The 17,866-nt window shown below is 68.7% G+C and carries 17 protein-coding genes; 6 read left to right on the forward strand and 11 right to left on the reverse strand.

The window, feature by feature from the left end:
* Nucleotides 1-55 precede the first annotated feature (55 nt).
* From NVU01S_RS03940 to NVU01S_RS43115, 7 genes are all read right to left on the reverse strand, one after another.
* Nucleotides 56-4,381 carry a condensation domain-containing protein gene (locus NVU01S_RS03940; protein WP_043664956.1) on the reverse strand — a complete coding sequence of 1,442 codons (4,326 nt, stop codon included), beginning with the start codon at nucleotides 4,379-4,381 and terminating at the stop codon, nucleotides 56-58.
* A 7-nt stretch (nucleotides 4,382-4,388) separates the two neighbouring features.
* Nucleotides 4,389-6,245, reverse strand: coding sequence for a non-ribosomal peptide synthetase (locus tag NVU01S_RS03945; RefSeq protein WP_043664958.1), 1,857 nt, complete (start codon nucleotides 6,243-6,245; stop codon nucleotides 4,389-4,391).
* Nucleotides 6,242-7,264, reverse strand: coding sequence for an HAD-IIIC family phosphatase (locus NVU01S_RS03950; RefSeq protein ID WP_043664960.1), 1,023 nt, complete (start codon nucleotides 7,262-7,264; stop codon nucleotides 6,242-6,244). Before NVU01S_RS03950 ends, NVU01S_RS03945 begins: the two co-directional genes overlap by 4 nt.
* Nucleotides 7,264-8,247, reverse strand: a complete 984-nt coding sequence (locus tag NVU01S_RS03955) for a beta-ketoacyl-[acyl-carrier-protein] synthase family protein (protein ID WP_043664962.1) — start codon at nucleotides 8,245-8,247, stop codon at nucleotides 7,264-7,266. Before NVU01S_RS03955 ends, NVU01S_RS03950 begins: the two co-directional genes overlap by 1 nt.
* Nucleotides 8,244-9,338 (reverse strand): acyl-CoA dehydrogenase family protein, encoded by a 1,095-nt coding sequence (locus NVU01S_RS03960; RefSeq protein WP_043664966.1) that lies wholly within the window; start codon nucleotides 9,336-9,338, stop codon nucleotides 8,244-8,246. The genes NVU01S_RS03955 and NVU01S_RS03960 overlap by 4 nt, the downstream gene beginning before the upstream one ends.
* A complete protein-coding gene (locus NVU01S_RS44450) occupies nucleotides 9,338-9,613 on the reverse strand; it encodes an acyl carrier protein (RefSeq protein ID WP_226887313.1) in 276 nt (91 codons plus the stop codon). Before NVU01S_RS44450 ends, NVU01S_RS03960 begins: the two co-directional genes overlap by 1 nt.
* A gap of 234 nt (nucleotides 9,614-9,847) precedes the next feature.
* Nucleotides 9,848-9,988, reverse strand: a complete 141-nt coding sequence (locus NVU01S_RS43115; protein ID WP_156161426.1) for a hypothetical protein — start codon at nucleotides 9,986-9,988, stop codon at nucleotides 9,848-9,850.
* 496 nt (nucleotides 9,989-10,484) lie between these two features.
* Here NVU01S_RS43115 and NVU01S_RS03975 point away from each other — a divergent pair, with 496 nt between their 5' ends.
* A complete protein-coding gene (locus tag NVU01S_RS03975) occupies nucleotides 10,485-11,216 on the forward strand; it encodes a cyclase (RefSeq protein WP_156161427.1) in 732 nt (243 codons plus the stop codon).
* A 61-nt stretch (nucleotides 11,217-11,277) separates the two neighbouring features.
* Here the strand turns inward: NVU01S_RS03975 and NVU01S_RS03980 are convergent, their stop codons facing one another.
* Entirely contained in the window at nucleotides 11,278-11,979 is a 702-nt protein-coding gene (locus NVU01S_RS03980) for a GntR family transcriptional regulator (RefSeq protein ID WP_043664968.1), read from the reverse strand.
* Nucleotides 11,980-12,101: 122 nt separating this feature from the next.
* On the opposite strand from NVU01S_RS03980, the gene NVU01S_RS03985 reads away from it, so the two are divergent.
* The 3 genes from NVU01S_RS03985 to NVU01S_RS03995 are packed head-to-tail and all read left to right on the forward strand — an operon-like array spanning nucleotide 12,102 to nucleotide 14,466.
* The gene (locus NVU01S_RS03985) at nucleotides 12,102-12,638 is read left to right on the forward strand and encodes a YbhB/YbcL family Raf kinase inhibitor-like protein (protein ID WP_043664971.1); all 537 of its coding nucleotides are present in this window, start codon (nucleotides 12,102-12,104) and stop codon (nucleotides 12,636-12,638) included.
* Nucleotides 12,635-13,591 (forward strand): MBL fold metallo-hydrolase, encoded by a 957-nt coding sequence (locus tag NVU01S_RS03990; protein WP_052280209.1) that lies wholly within the window; start codon nucleotides 12,635-12,637, stop codon nucleotides 13,589-13,591. Before NVU01S_RS03985 ends, NVU01S_RS03990 begins: the two co-directional genes overlap by 4 nt.
* Nucleotides 13,588-14,466, forward strand: a complete 879-nt coding sequence (locus NVU01S_RS03995; RefSeq protein WP_043664972.1) for a fumarylacetoacetate hydrolase family protein — start codon at nucleotides 13,588-13,590, stop codon at nucleotides 14,464-14,466. The genes NVU01S_RS03990 and NVU01S_RS03995 overlap by 4 nt, the downstream gene beginning before the upstream one ends.
* Here NVU01S_RS03995 and NVU01S_RS04000 read toward each other — a convergent pair.
* Complete coding sequence (locus tag NVU01S_RS04000) at nucleotides 14,453-15,256, reverse strand: LLM class flavin-dependent oxidoreductase (RefSeq protein WP_043664975.1); 804 nt, start codon at nucleotides 15,254-15,256, stop codon at nucleotides 14,453-14,455. The two genes, NVU01S_RS03995 and NVU01S_RS04000, sit on opposite strands and share 14 nt — an antisense overlap.
* 190 nt (nucleotides 15,257-15,446) lie before the next feature.
* Here NVU01S_RS04000 and NVU01S_RS43120 point away from each other — a divergent pair, with 190 nt between their 5' ends.
* Both NVU01S_RS43120 and NVU01S_RS42255 read left to right on the forward strand, forming a co-directional pair.
* Nucleotides 15,447-15,785 carry a hypothetical protein gene (locus tag NVU01S_RS43120; protein WP_156161428.1) on the forward strand — a complete coding sequence of 113 codons (339 nt, stop codon included), beginning with the start codon at nucleotides 15,447-15,449 and terminating at the stop codon, nucleotides 15,783-15,785.
* A 365-nt stretch (nucleotides 15,786-16,150) separates the two neighbouring features.
* Nucleotides 16,151-16,609, forward strand: a complete 459-nt coding sequence (locus tag NVU01S_RS42255) for an ATP-binding protein (RefSeq protein ID WP_167829345.1) — start codon at nucleotides 16,151-16,153, stop codon at nucleotides 16,607-16,609.
* On the opposite strand, the gene NVU01S_RS04025 is transcribed toward NVU01S_RS42255, so the two are convergent.
* Both NVU01S_RS04025 and NVU01S_RS04030 read right to left on the reverse strand, forming a co-directional pair.
* Nucleotides 16,606-17,061 carry an anti-sigma factor antagonist gene (locus NVU01S_RS04025; protein ID WP_156161429.1) on the reverse strand — a complete coding sequence of 152 codons (456 nt, stop codon included), beginning with the start codon at nucleotides 17,059-17,061 and terminating at the stop codon, nucleotides 16,606-16,608. The genes NVU01S_RS42255 and NVU01S_RS04025 overlap by 4 nt on opposite strands.
* Before the next feature lie 42 nt (nucleotides 17,062-17,103).
* Complete coding sequence (locus NVU01S_RS04030; RefSeq protein ID WP_052280228.1) at nucleotides 17,104-17,802, reverse strand: TetR/AcrR family transcriptional regulator; 699 nt, start codon at nucleotides 17,800-17,802, stop codon at nucleotides 17,104-17,106.
* Between the last annotated feature and the right edge of the window lie 64 nt (nucleotides 17,803-17,866).

Genomic DNA, 17,866 nt, shown 5'->3' on the forward strand with positions numbered 1-17,866 from the left:
CTCGGTTCCGCCATGCGCACGGCGCGCCGGCACATGATTCGCTCACGATGTTCGCTCATCGGGTCACCTCGGCTTCCGCGACGCAGCGCAGGGCGATATCGGGCACTGGTTCCGCCGGAGTCGCCAGCAGTCCGCGCACCAGCCGGACGAGATCCGCGGCCATCTCCCGTACCGTCGATTCATCGAAAAGTTCCTTCGCATAAGTCAATTCCAGTGCGGTGCCATCGGCTACGCGATCCAGCGCCAGTTCCGTTACGGCAGTACGGGCACTCCGGTAGCGGATCGCCGGGTCACCTGATCCGCCTGGCGGTGCTGCCAGTGCCGCCGCGGTCCGCTCCATCAACTCGCCCCCGTCCGGCTCGTCGGCCAGCTCGATCCGGACCACACCCGTCGCCAACCCCACCGGCACCTGATCGGCGCCCGCGTACCAGCTCAGCAGCGCCACCCACGCGGCGAGCAGCACATCGTCGCCGAGGTCGGCGTCGAACGGTTGGTGAACCGTGCCCGTGGTGTATCGCACGGGAGTCTGGGCTCGCGGCCGGTCGGTCGGAATCTCCAATGGCGCACCGTGTTCCATGACCGCGCTCGCCGACGGCAGCGGAGCAGCGGCGAGTTCGTCGATCGGCCGATCCGGTGCCGATGCGACGAGTTCGGTGAGGATCTCCAGGTAGGTGGTCGCGAAACCCGCGGCCGTGCGCTGGGTGAACAGCTCGGTGCTGTATTCGAAGCAGGCCAGCATGTCCTGGTCGTCGCTGCGGTCGTAGGTGATCAGGCTGAGATCGAATTTGGCGGTCCCGGAAGGCAGCCCGCCGAACGCGTTGTGGATCGAGTGATCGAGGTCGAAGAACTCCGTCTCGCCGGTGCCGAGCGGGTTGGCGGTGCCGCTGAGTTCCTGATGCACATAGAGCACGTCGAAAAGCGGCGTGCGCGACAGATCCCGCTGATCGTCGAGCGCGTTGACCACCCGCTCGAACGGGATCTCCTGATTCTCCAAGGCGCCGAGCACGATCGCGCGCACCCGGGCAAGCAGGTCGGCCAGCGTCGCGGGCCCGGACAGGTTGGCCCGCAGCGCGACGGTGCTGTTGAAGAAGCCGATCAGCCCCTCCAGCTCACGCCGGGCGCGCCCTGTCGTCGGCGTGCCGACCACGAGGTCGCGCTGCCCGCTGCGCCGCGCGAGCAGCAGGTAGAACGCCGACAGCAAGACCACGAACAGCGAGACCGATTCGCGTTTGGCGACCACCCGGACCTGCGCGAGCAGAGCGGCCGTCACCGTGAACGGCTCCAGGTCGCCCACGAACGTCTTGCGTTTCGGGCGCGGAAAATCGGTGGGCAGCTGTAGTTTCGGGGCGTCGCGCAGCAGGCTCGTCCAGTACGCCAGTTCGTGGTCGAGGGCGCCGGAGTCGAGGAGGTCGCGGTGCCAGCGCGCATAGTCGCGATAGCGCACCGGCAGCGGCTCCAGCGCCGCGGCCCGGCCCTCCTGCCGGGCCGCGTAGAGCAGCGGGATCTCCCTGGCGAGAATGCCCGGCGTGGCGCCATCGGTGACGCAGTGATGGCAGGTCACCTGCAGCACATGGGTTTCCGGGTCCAGCGTCACCACCAGCACCCGGACGAGGGGGTCCTGCGCGAGGTCGAACGGTGCGGTCGCGGCTTCGCGGATCAGTGCGCGACCAGCGGCCACCGGGTCGGGCGCGGCCGAGACGTCGGCGATCCGGAAGAACTCGCCGAGCGACGGACGCACCCGCACCACGGGCAGCCCGTCGACTTCCACGAGGTTGTAGCGCAGCGGTTCGTGCCGTGCCGCGAAGTCCTCGAAAGTGCCCTTGATCGCCGCGAAGTCGAGCGCGCCGCGCAGGACGTTGACCACCGGGTAGTTGTACAGGGTGGTGTCCGGCACGAGCTGGTGGTGAAACCACATGCGCTCCTGGCCCGGCGACATGACCAGCTCGTCGGTGCGCGTGATCGGCGGTACGTCGCGGACAGGTGTGGCGGTCTCGGCTGCCGCGAGATCGGCTCGGTCACGCAGCATCTCGGCAAAGTCGGCCACCCTGGGCTTTTCGTAGACATCGAGGAGCTTAGGACGGAAGCCGTAGCTCTCGGCGACACGTTCGACCAATTGCACGGCGATGATCGAGTTCCCGCCGAGGTCGAAATAGTCGTCGTCCAAATCGATTTCGGACTCGGCATGCAGCAGTTCGCGCAGCACCTCGCGCAACCAGAGGGTCGGATCCGTGGGGGCGGTAGGCGCGACGGTCGTCACCTCCGGCGCAGTGGGCCGGGCCGACGACGGCAGTTCGACCCAGCACCTGGTGCCGTGCAGCGGATGTCCGGGCAAGCGCACGCGGCGGCCGTCGTCGCCGTTCACCGCGGTCCAATCGAGGTCGAGGCCGTGCTCGTAGAGGCAGCCGAGCAACCCGAGCACGCCCGATTCCGCTGTGCCGAAGACGATCCGCGCGTCGGAGCGGCTCGCCAGATCCGCGGCGAGGAAACGTCCGAGGATGCCGTCGGTGCTCGGATCCACGAAAACGACCGGGCCCTCGCGCAGCAGCGTCTGTGCGACGGCGAGCAGCCGCGCGCGGTCCACCGCCGGATCGGCTGCCGCCGCGGCCAATTCGCCCGGGTCGACAGGTGCCGTGGAGCCGAGCAGTGCACGGGACAAGAACTTGGACGCTCCCCCACTCAGCACGGCCGCGAATCGAATACCGCTCGCCCGCAACCGGTTGTGCACGGCGAGTTGACCTGCGAGCACCTCGGCGACCGCCCCGGCGGCGGGGATCTGCCCGGGCAGCGACGCGGTCTGCTGACCCACCGGCCGGGCACCGGGCGAGAGCAGCAGCGCGACACGTGGCGCGGCCAAAGGTTCCCGCTCCGCCGCGACGGCGGGACCGCGCGAATCGAGGTGTTCGGCGATTTCGGCTGTGCTGCCGGCGATCACGGCGAGGCGCTGCGCGAAGTGCCGACGGCCGTGGCCCAGGGTGAAGGCCACATCCGGCAATTCGACCGGCTGTGCCCGAAGGTGTTCTGCCAGTTCGCCGCACAGCTCGGTAAGCGCTTCCGGGGTCCGCGCGGACACCGCGACGAGATGCGGGCGTGGTGGCGCGGCCTCGAGCGTCGGCGGTTCGGGTGCCTGCTGGACAACGCAATGGGCGTTGGAGCCGCCGAGGCTGTACGAGCTGACCCCCGCCAAGCGCGGTTGCTCGCCTGCCCACGCCCGCCCTCGGGTGAGCACCTCGATACCGGCCGCCGCCAGGTCGAGATCCCCGGTGGGACGGTGGAAATGCAGGGACGGGAACAACACCCCGCCGGCGACGGACAGCACCGCCTTGACCAGACCCGTGACCCCGGCCGCGTGGTCGAGGTGGCCGATATTGGTCTTCACCGAGCCGATCGGCAGCGATTCGGTCCGTCCGGCGAACGCGGTGCGCAGACCTTCGAGTTCCACGGCGTCGCCGAGCCGGGTCGCGGAGCCGTGGGCTTCGACGTATCCGGCCTCGGCGGGATCAGCCGCCGCATTGCGCCACGCCCGCTCGATGACCCGCGCCTGCGCGGCCGCGCTCGGCGTGCTGATGGTGACCGCCGAGTGGCCGTTGTGCAGCACGGCGCTACCCCGGATGACGGCGTACACGGGCGCGCGATCGGCGCGGGCCCGCGCCAGCGTGGTCAGCAGCAGGGCCGCGCCGCCCTCACCCGGCACCGTGCCGTCGGCGTCGGCGTCGAACGCGCGCACCTGACCGCTGGGCGAGGCGATCTCGGTCATCGTCTGCGCGGTCCATACCGGGGTGCCGCCGGCGCGCACGCTGACGCCGCCCGCGAGCGCGTATTCCGCTTCGCCGCTGCGCAACTCGCGGCACGCATGATGGACGGCGACGAGCGAGGAATTGCAGCCGCTCTCGATGGCGTAGCACGGGCCGGTCAAACCGAGCAGGTGCGCGATCCGGGCGGGGGTGGCGAACGGCAGATTGCCGAGCATGCTCAGCGCGCCCGGGTCCACCGCCATCGCGTGGTAGCTCGACATCGGTGCGCTGAACACCACCGCGGCGGTCGCTTCGCGCAGGGTATCCGGCGCGTAGCCCGCGTCCTCGATCGCCGAGTGCGCCAATTCCACCGCGATCCGCTGCTGCGGATCCATCAGGGCGGCTTCGCGTTTGGACAGACCGAAGAAGGCGTAGTCGAAGCTGTGGATGTCGCTGAGGTGGCCCATGGGCAGGTAGTCCACGCCACGGTCCAGCGCCGTCGCCTCGGCTCTCGCGTCCGGCATGGGGCCGATCGAGTCGCGCCCGGCCGCGAGGTTGGCACGGAACCGCGCCAGATCCGGCGCGTCCGGGAACCGGGCGCCGATCCCGACGATCGCGATGTCGTCGTCACGAAGGGAGAATGCGGTCACGATTCCTCTACACCTCGAATGTCATCGGCGCGCTGTCCACGGGGTCGGCGGGCAGCACCGGGTCTGCTGCGAGAACACCGGCCTGCGCGGCCACGGTGTCGAGATCGAACAGCATCCCCACCGAAATGGCGCCGGGCCAGCGGGCTTCCAGCCGTACGTGCAGGGCAACCACCCGGTGTGAGTTGCCGCCCACATCCAAAAACCGTTCGTCGCGGTCGAATTCGTCGTGCACCAGCACCTCGGACCAGATCGCGCCGACCGCCCGCTCGAGCTCGGTCCAGGTGTCGCGCGAGGGCGCCGGTCGCCGCGCCGGCGCGCGCAGCAGCGCGCGCAGGGCGGCTTCGTCGAGCTTGCTGCTGCCCGGCGCGATGGGCAGCACCTCGATCGCGACGAACCGCTCCGGGACCGACTCGGGCGCCAGATGCTGAGCGCAGTAGGCGGTCAACGCGCCGGTGCTCGGCGGGATCGCCGCGCTGTCCGCCGGCACCCAGAACGCGGCGAGGAACACCGCGTCGTCGGCGTCGCGCTCGGCCAGCACCACGGCCTCGCGCACGGCGGGGTGATTCTCCAGCACGGTCTCGACCGCGGCCCGCTCGATCCGGACGCCGCGCACCTTCACCTGACTGTCGGCCCGGCCGTGGAATTCGATGTCGCCGTTCGCAGCTACCCGCGCGAGATCACCGGTGAGGTACATGCGGGCGCCGGGCTCGGCCGCGAACGGATCGGCCACGAAGCGGCTCGCGGTCAGGCCCGGCCGGGCCGCGTAACCGTCGGTGACCTGTCCGCCGCCGAGATACAGATCGCCCCGCGCACCGGAACGGACCGGTCGCAGCGTGCCGTCCACGAGATAGGCCGCCGTGCCCGCGGTGGGCGTGCCGATCGGCACGATATGGCGCTTGCTGTCCGAAACCACGTGGCAGATACAGGTAACCGTGGCCTCGGTAGGGCCGTACTCGTTGTGCAGCCGAGTGTCGGGCAAGGTCGCGTAGTGCTCTTCCGCGAGACGTACCGGCACCGCCTCCCCGCCCAGCGTCACGATCCGCAGCGTCGCGCTCCGCTCCGCCAGGCGCGGCAGCAGCAACCGGTAGAACGAGGGGGTCGAGACGAGGTGCGAAACATGCTGCCGCACAGCCAGTTCGGCGACCGCCTCGACGTCCGGCAGCATTCGGGCGTCGGGCAGCACGCTCGTACCGCCCACGGCGAGTGCCCAGGCCAACCCCATGAGCGACCCATCCCAGATCAGGCGCATCGCCGAGAAGGTGACGAGTTCGCCTTCGGTGTGCGGATAATCGCGCGATCCGATCAAGGTGGCGAGATTCGCGCGTGAGACGACGACGACCTTCGGCAGACCGGTGGAGCCGGAGGTGGTGATCACGTAGGCGGGGGCCCGCATGGGCGGCTGAGCGGGCAGCTCCAGCTCGGGTGCCGGTGCGGCCTCGGCGATGTCGAGCACCGCGAGCCCGGCCTGCGGCGCAGCCGTGCGCGTAGCGGCGACGGCTGCGGGGGTCAGCGGGTCTTGTCCGTCGATGAGCATCGCGGCGCAGTCCGTCGCCGCGAGCACCGCCTGCAACGACTGCTCGCCGCGGTCCGGTTCGATCACACACCACGCGGCAGCGGCACGCAGCGCCGCGATCATGCCCACTACGGTGTCCAGGTTCTGCCGCTGGTACACGATGACGGTCTGGCCCGGCCGCACGCCGGCGCCCACCAGCCGACGCGCGAGCGACGCTGTGGCGGTGTCGAGTTCACGATAGGTGAGCGAGCGCGACCCGACCACGAGCGCGGTGCGCTCGGGCACCCGCTCGACCTGGGACAGGATTCCGCTCAGCAGGTCGCTCGCCCGGCTGTCCACGGTCGTACTCATCGCCGCACCTCGACATGGCTGGTGCCGCTGATGGTGTCCGACGGCGGCTGGTAGGCCAACAGCATGCGGTCGCCGTGCTCGACCACCTCGAAGCCGGCGAAACGCAGTGACACCAGCATGATCCGGTTGCGCGGCGTCGCGACGAACTCCGCCGCCGGGCGCCGCCCCGCGGCCCTGGCCCGCCGGACCAGCTCGCCGATCAGCGCCGTCCCCACGCCGCGCGACATCACCCGGCACGACATCAGCAGCAGGAGCAGCACCGCGTCGCCGCCGCGGTGCTCGGTGACCGCGAGCCCGATCGTGCCGTAGCCGCCGAATCGGTCGGTCAAACTGGCGACAAGTACTTCATGCTGGGGCGAGGCGCACAGTGCGCGCAGCTCATCGATATCGAACGTGGTGCCCGTCGTATTGAGTTGGTGAGTGCGCACGGTCAGCTCGTTGGCCCGGACCAGATCGTCCTCCGTGGCCTCCCGCACCGTCATCACCAAGTCCAAGGAGGCGAGGAACGCCGCGTCCGAACCCTCGAACTCGGACCGGGACACTTCCCGAGACCGCTCCGCGCGGTAATACGAACGGCGCTCCCGCGCCTCGGAAGTCGTTGTGCCCGGCGTGAACTCGGGCAACCCGGGCAGGTCGCCGATACGGTCTGCCGAATAGCAGCGCACCTCGGGATAGGCGGCCGCCACTTCGGCCAGCTCGACCGGGTCGTTGTCCACGAACGCGATCATGTCCCGGCCGATGTTCAGTGTCTCCGCGATCCGGCGAATCGCGGCCGACTTCGGGCCCCACCCGATCTCGACGGCGGTGAACATCTCCTCGATCCCGTGCAGACGCAGATGCGCGGTGGTGACGCCCGTTTCGCCGCGACTCGCGACGGCATGCAGGATCCCGCGCTCATCCAACGTCCGGATAGCGTGCAGCGCTTCAGGTTTGGGTGCCCCGCCATCGGACTCGAGCACCACGCCCGGCCAGACCGTGTCGTCGAGATCCCAGACCAGGCATTTCACCGTCGAATCCATCACACCCTCCGCACCAGTCCGGCGCTCCAGGCGGCGACCGGACTGCTGTTCACCAGCAACGCGTATTCACCGATCGCCCGGGTCGCGGCCGCGGCTTCCAGATTGACCAGCATGTCCATCGAACCGAGGTGACCGTAGGCCGCGAGATTGCTCCGGCATGCCTTGTCGACTTGGCGGTCCAACGCCTCCTCCCAGAAGGCAAAGGCGCCCGCCGACAGGTTCTGCATGATGATCGGCCCCACCGCGTCCGCGGGAATACCGTTGCGGTCCAGCAGTTCCGTGATGATCGCCTCGAGCCGCTTCTTGCTCTCCACCGCGAGCCGGAACGAATAGGTGGGTTCGTCCGTGCACTGCTCGGTCCATGCGTCCGATGGGATGTCGCGGTAATCGATTCGGAAGAGGTCCGCGTATTTGCCGTCGCTGCGCACGATCTGGTCGACGAACTCCCAGCGCCCGGGGCCCGCGGCGGTGACCAGGACGGCGGCCGCGCCGTCCCCGAGCAGTGTCATCGGGGGCCGATAGCGCTGGGGTGTAGGGGTTTTGGCGGCGGTGACAACCAACACGGAGCGACAGTGCGAGTCCGCGCGCACCAGTGCCGCGGCCAGGGACAGCGCGGCCGACACCGAGACACAGCCGAGATCGCCGACGCCCGTGGTGAAGGCGCGTCGCGCGCCGAGGCGGTGTTGCAGCCGGGTCGCCTCCGACGCCAGCAGATACTCCGGCGCACGGCCTGTGACGAGCAACAGCGCATCGATCTCGTCGGCGCTGCGACCGGCCTCGGCCAGCACCGCCTGCGCCGCTTCGGCGGCGAGATCGACTTCCGTGCTCGCGTCTGCCGTCCGCACCGTCTCGATGCCCAAGGCCAGGGCGTGGTCCCGGCGCGGGGGCGGCAGCGCATCCAGCTCAGCCAGCCCGGATACCGCCGCCGTCGCGGCGGGAAACCAGGTCGCCACCGGCCCGAGTAGTACGGGTCCGTTCCTCATCGCGCGCCCCGCAAGACGTGCTCACCCATCGCCACTTCGGCGACCTCCTGTGCTCCCTCGATGATCTGCATGACTTTGGCGTCGCGATAGAACCGTCCGGCGCGACTGTCCGGGGCGCACCCGGCCGCCCCGAGCACCTGCACGGCACGTTCGCTCACCGACGCCGCGGCCCCTGCGGCCACATACTTGGCGGCGATGGTGGCGACAAGCGCGTCGGCCGAACCGGCCGCCCGAGCCGCCGCCGCCCGGGCACACATCGCCTGTGCGCCTTCGACTTCCGCCGAGCACCGGCCCAGCGTCGCGCGGATCAGCTGGTGCTGCGCGAGCGCGGTGTCACCCTGTTTGCGGGTATTGGCATGTGCGGCAGCGTCATCCAGACAGGCGCGAGCCAATCCGACACAGCCCCACCCGACCGTGAATCGTCCGTGATCCAGCGCGGTGCCGATGACATGGGAGAGACCGAAACCCGGCGGCGCGAGCAGGTGGGCGGCGGGTATTCGCACGCTGTCGAACCGAATATGCGCCTGCCGCGCGCCACGCAGGCCGAGCCCGCCCTCGACCGACTGGACGGAGACGCCCGGAAGGTCTCGGTCGACGAGGGCCGCGCACAGACCGCCCGCCGAGGTGCCGAGCACCAGGAAGACGTCGGCGACCTGACCGAAGGTCACCCACAGCTTCGTTCCGGACACCAGCCTGTCGCCCTCGTCCTCGTCGAAAGTTGTTGCGACGTGCGACAAGTCCGTGCCCGCACCGGCTTCGGTAGCGGCCAGCGCGGCCACCGTCCTCCCGGTGGCGAGCCGGGGCAGCCAGAGTTCGCGCTGCGCGACCGTCCCCCACCGGTCCACCGCGGCGGCGACCATACCGTGCACCGTGAGCAGTGAACGCAAACTCGTGCAGGCGCGACCGAGAGTGGCGGCGAGCAGGCCGAGTTCGTGCGCGTCGAGACCGCCGCCGCCGAAGCGCACGGGCCGGTCCGCGCCGAGCACACCGCGGCCGGCCGCGAGCGCGATCATCTCGTCGGGCAGGCCGTCCCGGTCCCAGCGGGCCGCATCGGTCTCGGCCGCCGCGACCAGGTCCGCGACATCGATCACTAGAGACCGCTCCCGGACAGTTTGCGCTCGACGAATGCCGCGGCACGTGCGGCCGTGCGAAAGTTGTCGAGCTCGAGATCCTCGACATCGACGGTGATCCCGTAGGACTGCTCCACATGGACCACGATCTCCAGCGACCGCAGCGAGTTGACCAGTCCGAGCGCGAAGATGTCCTCGTCCGCACCCAACTCCCGGGCCGCCATCGACCCGAAGTACGCCAGCAACTCCCCCGTCAACTCCGCTCGGCGCTGCGCCACCCGCTCACCGTGTTCCACCGACACTCGCTCTCTCGACGCCAACCAGACGGTGCGCCGCACAGGACCCGACCGCGTCCACGACACCATCGCCCGAGGTCACGAACAAGCCCTGGTTTCCATTGGCAATGGAAGAAAAGGGGGTGCCGCAGACCACCACTCAGCCTCGGCGGCGGTCCTCGCGCAGGCGGTCGATCGCCCTGGCTATCAGGGAGGCCCTGTCGACCAGGCCGGACTTCTGTTGTTCGAAAGCGATCAGGCGTTCGGCGGTCGTTGATCACCCCGTTGCAGCACAGCGGCGAGACTGCCCATGGCCTCGGGGTGCCCCGCGACCGCGGCACGGCGCAGCCAGAGTTCGGCTTCGTCCAGCTCGTTCTGGTTACGGATGCTGCGCAACCCAGCGCAGCGGCCGGCTCCGCCGGTCGACCCGCCCTTGAAGCAGTCGAGCGAGATCGTTCATCGCGGCGGAGTTGCCACCTCGGCGGCCCGACGGAGCCGGTCCGCCACGTTCTGCGGCTGCGGCACAGCGGGTTTCGCAGGAGCGGACCCCGAGGGGAGCAAACGAGGAGTTCGTGCCCGGCGACTTATCACATCGCCACTCGCATGCTTCGGAGTTGAAGCCCGGCCGGGTTCGATCCCCAAGCGAGCGTCGAACCTGTCGCCTGGAAGATCGACTGCCACTTCATATTCCGATCCGGGTGCGGTAGTGCCCGTTTGCGCCCCCGGCAATTCCCCACTCAAATCCCCAGTCCGACAACTTCTTCTGGGCTGTGCATGGTGCACATAATCGTTGTATCAATCAGAAGCATCCACATTTCGGATGAGGGTCTGTTACCTCGCGGCCGGCGCTTCTCGGTCGGCCGTGCTCCCGGAAAGATCGTGAGGAACGGCGATGAACAGATATTCGGCGAATTTTGTTCGTGTATCCACTATTTCGGCGCTGGTATCGCTGGCGCTGGCACCCGCGGCCCTGTTGGCCGGGCCTGCTGCGGCCGACCCGGTGACGGTCAATTTCAAGTGCCAGGCCAAGCCGCCGATCGGGGCGCCGCAGGAATCGACCATGCCGATGCAGGTTACCGGCACGGCTCCGGCTACCGCGTCGCCCAGCTCGGCGGTCGCCATCAACCTGGTCGCGGGCCAGGGACAGATTCCGGCCAATCAGGGCGGATACAAAATCAATTACGTCCGTGACCTGAAACTGGTCGCGCCCTTCCCGACCAACTCCACCTACGTGTCCTCGTCGCTGACCGGCGGCACCGTCAAGGCGACGATCGACACCAGCGGTGGCAAGGCGGCGATCAAGGTGACCGACCGGCTGCCCGGCGGCTCGACGTTCACGTTGCCCGCGCTCACCGTGAATGTCACGGCAGGCAACTCCGGTTCGATCACCACCACGCTGGCCGGAACCAGTTACGCCGACCCGGGTTTGACCATGGTGGTCAACGCGCAGGCGGGACCTTTCGCGGTGAACGTGCCGGTGTCGTGTTATCCGGACCCGGCGCCGATCTTCACCACGACCGTCATCGGATCCGGTAAGTCGTCACCGGCGCCGCAACCGGTCGAGCCGGGTTCCCCCGGCGTCTTCACGCTGCTCCCCAACCTGGGCCTGGGACAGGATCGGTAGCCGAACGCTCACAGAAATCCCCTGCACTGCGGGGGATTTCGTCTGTTCGGCGCCCAAAAGGTCACGACCCCAGGGCAGTACCTGACACCGGGTTGTTCAAGCCGGTCGCGGTCAGGGTGAGGTGCCGGATCAGAATCTCGGCCGCGGCATCGCCATCGCGGGCCAACGCCGCCTCCTCCAGGCGACGGTGCTCCTCCACACCGTCCCGATCCGGGTTACGTTGCGCCGACCAACGGCGGGTCAACTCGCTCGCGGTCCACATCCGATCGAAAGTCTCCAGCAGAACCGCATTGGCACAGCCCTCCAGCAGCGTCCGATGGAAGAGCCGATGGGCTTCGGCCCATTCGGCGCTGTAGTGGTCGGGATCTTCCGGCGGGTACGGCGGCGTGCGGGCCAAGCGGTGATGGGTGGCGCGCACCCGGGCCTCCCAGTCGAGATCGCCACGCGCGATGGACATTCGGAGCACGACCGGTTCGATCGTGCGCCGCGCCTCGGCTATCTCCTGCCAGCGCCGGTCGGACGCGGCGGGTACGGCGAAGCCGCGATTGTGCAGCCGGTCGGCGAGGCCGTCACCGACCACCCGCACCAGGGCCTCGCGCACGACAGCCAGACTCACCCCCTGTTCCTTGGCCAGATCCTGCGGCTTGAGCGCCGCCCCGGGCGCGTACTCGCCACGCATGATCGCGTCCCGCAGGTGCGCGTAGACCTGCTCGGAGAGCATCAACTTCCCCGGCGCGGCCGTGGCCTCGTCCGTCTGCGTCATGCCATGAGCATAGACTATTGGACAGATAATCGATTATTAGTGCTATTGTCGATCATGGCTGACGTTTCAGCCCCGGGTGCGGATCGTGTTCCCGCCCGTAGACGCTCTCCCAGGAAGACGCCATGAACAGCAACAACCCCTTCGCCCGCCTCCCCGAGGCCGCGGCTTTCACCGTCACCAGCACCACCGTCACCGACGGCGACGCCTGGTCGCCCGAGCAGTTCTCCGCCGGCGTGCCCGGCGGCAAGGATGTCTCCCCGCACCTGCGCTGGAGCGGTGCCCCGAGCGGTACGAAGAGCTACGCCGTCACGGTGTACGACCCCGACGCACCGACCGGTTCCGGCTTCTGGCACTGGGCCGTGGCCGATATCCCCGCCACCGTCGCCGAACTCCCGGAGGGCGCAGGCGACGACACCGGCTCGGGCCTACCCGAAGGTGCCTTCCAGTTGCCGAACGACGCCCGCGTCGCCCGCTTCCTCGGCGCCGCACCGCCGGCCGGACACGGCGTGCACCGGTACTTCGTAGTGGTGCACGCCCTCGATATCGAGACCATCGGCGTTCCCGCCGACGCCACCCCGGCCTACCTCGGCTTCACCATCGCGGGACATATTCTCGGTCGCGCGGTTTTGACCGCCACCGCCGAGACGGTCGCCGCATGACGACCGAACAGTGGCGGGTCGGCGATATCTCGATCACGAAAATCGAAGAGCTGCAAGGCTGGACGCCTGTCGAATTCCTGCTCGAGGTGTTTCCGGCCGCAACGCGGGCAGAGATAGCACGAATCGACTGGTTACGCCCGACCTACTTCGACGGCGACCGGATGAACGGCATGGTCCACTCGCTGCTGGTGCAAACGCCCACGCACAAGATCGTGGTCGACACCGGAATCGGTAACGGCAAGCAGCGCATCGCGCCCGCCTTCGACCATCTCGACACGGACTTCCTGGCGAGATTCGAGCGGGTGTGGCGGCGCGAGGAAGTCGACGGGGTCCTCACGACCCATTTGCACATCGACCATGTCGGCTGGAACACGATCCGCGAGAACGACGATTGGCAGCCGACCTTTCCGAACGCCCGATACTTCTTCGTGCGTGCGGAATACGAGCACTGGGCGGCCTTCGCGCAGGACCCGCAGGCGCATGCGGCGTACTCGGAATTCGGCCACAGCATGGTCGACGGCGCCGCCGTCTTCGCGGACTCCCTCGCCCCGATAGCGGACGCAGGACTGATCACCTGGGTCGAACCCGGCCAGACCGTAGTTCCCGGAATCTCGCTGCTCGGCACAGCGGGGCACACACCCGGTCACGTGTCGGTCCTCATCGAGGACGGCGGCGAAAGTGCCGTCATCACCGGCGATTTGATGCACGCCCAGTTCCAGATCGCACGCCCGGACTGGTCGGTGGAGATGGACACCGACAGCACGGCCGCCGCCAGCAGCAGGTGGAACTTCCTCGAGCGGTTCGCCGACTCACCGACCCTCGTGCTCGGAACGCATTTCGGCACACCGACCGGCGGGCACCTCGTCCGCGACGGCGACACCTACCGGTTGATCCCGGTACACGGCCGAGAGTTCCAGCCCGACAAGCTATCTCACGAAGGAAGCCGCCCATGAAACTCATCGCCTTCGAATCGCCCACCGGACCTCGGATCGGCGAAATCCGCGGCGCGGCAGTGCGCGACCTCGGCCCGATCGACGACTACTACGCCGATCCCGAGGCTGCCGCGAGCACCACCGCGGAGCCCGATCTCCTACTCGCCGAACTGCGCTCGGTGCCGCCTGTGCCGAAGACAGCCCGAATCTTCTGCGCCGGCATCAATTACCGCTGCCATGCCGAGGAGGCCGAGCGGGCGGGCGTCGCCGAGCCGGCGCTGCCGCTGATCTTCGGCCGCTGGCCGAGCACCCTGGTGGTCGACGGCGACCCGGTTCCGGTCCCGCCGCACGAAGAGGGCCTCGACTGGGAGGGCGAACTGGCGGTCGTGATCGGCCGAACCACTTGGTGCGCAACCGAAGACAACGCGCTGACATCGGTTCTCGGGTACACCGCCTTCAACGATCTGACCGCCCGCAGGAAGCAAACCGACACCATCCAATGGACGCTGGGCAAGAACGCCGACCGCAGCGGGCCGATCGGGCCGGTCCTGGTCACCGCCGACGACATCGGCGACCCGCACCGGCTGGACATCAGCACCCGGGTGAACGGTGAACTCCGGCAGCACGCGAACACAGCCGAACTGCTGCACAGCATTCCGCGCTTGATCGCCTACATCAGCGACACGGTGACCCTGCTGCCCGGCGACGTGATCGCCACCGGAACGATGGCCGGCATCGGAATGGCCATGACCCCGCCGCAGTACTTGCGACCCGGTGACAGCGTCGAGGTGGAGATCGAATCGATCGGCGTGCTCCGCACCCCCATCGTCGGATCGGACGCATACCGTCCAGTCGCTGTGCACGAACGGTGCGCTGCCGGGTCTACCGTCCGCTGAGTTCGGCGACGACCGGAGCGAAGCGTTCGGCGAAGTCGGCGCCGAAGATGAAGTAGGAGAAGCCGTTTTCCTCGCGGCGGCGCTGGATTTCCTCGATGGCGGCGGCCGGGTCGTCCGGGAGCACGGTCAGTGCGTCGGCGGCGCGCAGGGCGGCGGGGTCGGTGGTCGGTGGCGCCATGTGCGGTGCCACGGCGTCGCCGATGACCGGCACGGCGAGCGCGAGTTCTACGTCCCCGCGGGAGCGCACATCGCCGGCGAGCCGCTCGACTTCTGCGCGCGACTGCGGGCCCAGGGCGAAGGTGACCGTGTCGGCGATCTCGGCGGCCAGCGCCCGGGCCTTCGGACCGAGCACGGCCATCCCGACCGGGGTGTGCAGGCCGGGGCCGTCGAGTTCGCGCAGCGCCCGCACGGTCTCCCGGATCTGATCCAGTCGCTCGGTGGGCGGTACGACGGGCAGTCCCTTGTCGCGGAGCTCGTCCTCGATTCCCGGCCTGCCGGTGCCGATGCCCATCTCGAAACGACCTTCGGTCAGCACCGACAGCGAGTGCGCTTCCCAGGCGGTCAGCCACGGTGGCCGGAAAGGCGAGGCGTACACCCAGGGGCCCACCCGCAGATCGGTCAGGGCCGCGGCGGTCGCGAGCATGGCGGCGGGCGCGGGTTGGGTCAAGGGGAAGTCGGGTACCAGCAGCGTCGAGTAGCCGCTGTCGGCGATGCGGCGCACCCGATCTCGCCACGTCGGCACCTCGGTCATCAGCGGTGCCACGACCCCGAATCGAAACGGCTTCGTCATGCCTGGGATCCCTTCTGTTGATCATGTCTTTCGGTACAGACGTAACGACGCCCCGGCCGTCCGGGATTCATCGGTGCTGCCCAGCGGTACCGTGCCAGGTCGATCGGACTAGGTTCGGTGGTATGAGACCGGCCACGGAAAGCGACTCGCCGCCGCTCGTCCGAGCGGCCACATCCCGCGGTGGTGGCCGATGCATTTCTTGGTGATGGTCGTCGGCGGGGACGTCGAACGGCAACTGGCGCTCTACGGCGACCGCACGCGGCTCACCCCGTACCGCCGCTACGTGTCCGAAGCCGACCTCGAGATCGACCGGCAGGTGCTGCGCGAGCATCCGGTCGACGGCCTCTGCCCCGACGACATACCGGCCGTATTGCGTTGGGGTGCAGGCGATGCGATGGCGGCGGAGGTATCTCGTCATCGACGGCCGCTGGCACGAACGCGGCGACCGCGGCTTGCGCGCCGACATCAGCGACGAACGAGCGGCGGAGTGGACGGCGTTCGTCACCGAGCATTTCGCTCGATTGTCTGACGACGCTCTGATCACCTGCGTCGACTGCCACACCTGAACCGGTTGCGCCGCAGCGGCGCACGGCACCGTCAGCGCAGCAGACCCAAGGGTAGGACCACCGCTACGCTCAAACCCGCAGCCGCAATGGCCGAATAACCCACCCAGTGGATGAACGTGGCTGCCACCACCGGCAGGTACCGCACTGCCGGAGCATGGGGTGTCCTGTTGGTCGTCATAGCCACCGCCATACCCACTCGATCCGCGGCCATGCACGGCGATCCGAATTTTCGATGTGCCGGAAAAGGCGACAGCGCAGCGGGTTGCGCGCACACGAAGCGGGTATAGCGAGTGCTATCGCGAAAAAGGACGGAGGTCGTACAGCCACGATGACTCGAGCCCGCCACTCCCCATGTCCCCAGGATCCGCAGTTCTCGACCGGCAACGTTTACACCAGCGCTCCGCCGGGTCCACTCGAGCTCGACTTCCGTGCCGCCGCGGCGCAACTACCCGTGGTTCGGAACACGCTGCGGGACTGGCTGGAACGGTCGGCGATGACCGCGGACCAGCAGCTGGACGTCGTGCTCGCGGTGGGTGAGGCGTGCACCAACGCCGTCGAACACGGGCATCGCGGCGATGGCGCGACCATTCGGCTTCGGGCACGGTTCGAGGCGAACGTTCTGCGGGTTACCGTCCGCGACACCGGACGCTGGCGACCACCGGTGGACGACCCGGCATCATTTCGCGGGCACGGCATCGCACTGATGCGCGCGCTGATGGATTCGGTGCGAATGCGACCGGGCGACTCGGGCACGGTCGTCGAGATGGATGTGCAGGTTCGCCGCTAACCGGACTGTTCGGCTTGGGTGTGTCGATCGTCGGAGGGACGCGTGGTGCGCAGCGCCGCATGGGCCTCGGCGACCGTCGGGTAGACGCTCAGCAGGTCGGTCAAACCGGTCAGCTGCATCGGCCGCAGCGTCGCGGGATGACTCGCTACCACGGCCAGTCGCGTGCCGCGCGGGTTCGGTTGCGCGCCGGCCGCCAGCACGGTGAGGCCCGATGAGGCCATGAAGGTCACGTCCGACAGATCCACGATCAAGCCGTACGGGGCGTCCCCGGTGTCGGTGGTCTGCGCGTCGTCGATGGCGGTGGCAAACTTCGGCGCGGTCAGCACGTCGATCTCGCCGCCGACCCGTACGACGGCCACACCGTCGTGCATTTCGCGTGCTGTGGTCAGCCAGGTCCCGGCGGGACGTGCAGTTCGTTCCGGCATCGGCGTCCCTGGCTCGTAGTCGGTCACGGGGTGAGTTTACATTGTATCCTCGCCCGCACCGGGTCCGCGTCAGTCGGTGGTGAGCGTGTGTTCGAGCCGGTCCAGCAGCGCTTCGAGGGCCTCCTCGAACTCCGCGGCGCTGTGGTCCTGGGAAAGCTTGGGCTGCAGCCGGAACAAATGCGGGAACTCTGCCAGCGAACCGGCCGAGGCGCGCCCCGGCTCTGGGCCGGTCATCGGCGCCCGCGCGGCGACCTCCAGCAGCAACTGTCCGAGCAGGAACGTCGTGTACGAGCGGTAGGCGCCGACAGCGGCGTCGTCATCGAAGCCGTACGACAACAAGGTATCGAGGAACGTTTCCATCCAGCGCAGGCTCCGCAATGGCGGACGCACCCACGGCGCCTCGGGCGGGCGGGTCGCGGTCAGCGGGAACAGTTCCGGATGATCCGAGGCGATCTGCCGTACCCCGTGGGCGAGGCGCACCAGGAAATCCTGCCAGCCGTCTTCCTGCCTGCGGGCGGCGAGCTGGTCGGTGTGCAGGTCGTCGATGAGCAGGTCGACCATCCCGCTGAGCAAGTCCTCACGGCTGTGCACGTATCGATACAGGGCCATCGCCTCGACCCCACACGCCGAACCGAGGCGGCGCATGGTCAGCTTGCGCAGCCCCTCCTGATCGACGAGGTCGATGGCCAGCTCGAGGATCAGGCGACGACTCAACGGTGCCCGCGATTCATCGCGCTCGCTCGACTCCGAGTCGCGAGAGTCCGGCACCGTCGCCAAATCCTCTACGCGATCGTCGTGATGTTCGTCCACCGGGACTTCCCCTCACTGCACG

The sequence above is a fragment of the Nocardia vulneris genome, from assembly GCF_001613425.1.
GTDB classification, from domain to species: domain Bacteria; phylum Actinomycetota; class Actinomycetes; order Mycobacteriales; family Mycobacteriaceae; genus Nocardia; species Nocardia vulneris.

Excerpts from the sequence above, each read along its gene's own strand:
- NVU01S_RS03945 (WP_043664958.1), bottom strand. The coding sequence starts at position 6,245 with ATGAGTACGACCGTGGACAGCCGGGCGAGCGACCTGCTGAGCGGAATC.
- NVU01S_RS03950 (WP_043664960.1), bottom strand. The coding sequence starts at position 7,264 with ATGGATTCGACGGTGAAATGCCTGGTCTGGGATCTCGACGACACGGTC.
- NVU01S_RS03955 (WP_043664962.1), bottom strand. The coding sequence starts at position 8,247 with ATGAGGAACGGACCCGTACTACTCGGGCCGGTGGCGACCTGGTTTCCC.
- NVU01S_RS03975 (WP_156161427.1), top strand. The coding sequence starts at position 10,485 with ATGAACAGATATTCGGCGAATTTTGTTCGTGTATCCACTATTTCGGCG.
- NVU01S_RS03980 (WP_043664968.1), bottom strand. The coding sequence starts at position 11,979 with ATGACGCAGACGGACGAGGCCACGGCCGCGCCGGGGAAGTTGATGCTC.
- NVU01S_RS03985 (WP_043664971.1), top strand. The coding sequence starts at position 12,102 with ATGAACAGCAACAACCCCTTCGCCCGCCTCCCCGAGGCCGCGGCTTTC.
- NVU01S_RS03990 (WP_052280209.1), top strand. The coding sequence starts at position 12,635 with ATGACGACCGAACAGTGGCGGGTCGGCGATATCTCGATCACGAAAATC.
- NVU01S_RS03995 (WP_043664972.1), top strand. The coding sequence starts at position 13,588 with ATGAAACTCATCGCCTTCGAATCGCCCACCGGACCTCGGATCGGCGAA.
- NVU01S_RS04000 (WP_043664975.1), bottom strand. The coding sequence starts at position 15,256 with ATGACGAAGCCGTTTCGATTCGGGGTCGTGGCACCGCTGATGACCGAG.
- NVU01S_RS43120 (WP_156161428.1), top strand. The coding sequence starts at position 15,447 with ATGCATTTCTTGGTGATGGTCGTCGGCGGGGACGTCGAACGGCAACTG.
- NVU01S_RS42255 (WP_167829345.1), top strand. The coding sequence starts at position 16,151 with ATGACTCGAGCCCGCCACTCCCCATGTCCCCAGGATCCGCAGTTCTCG.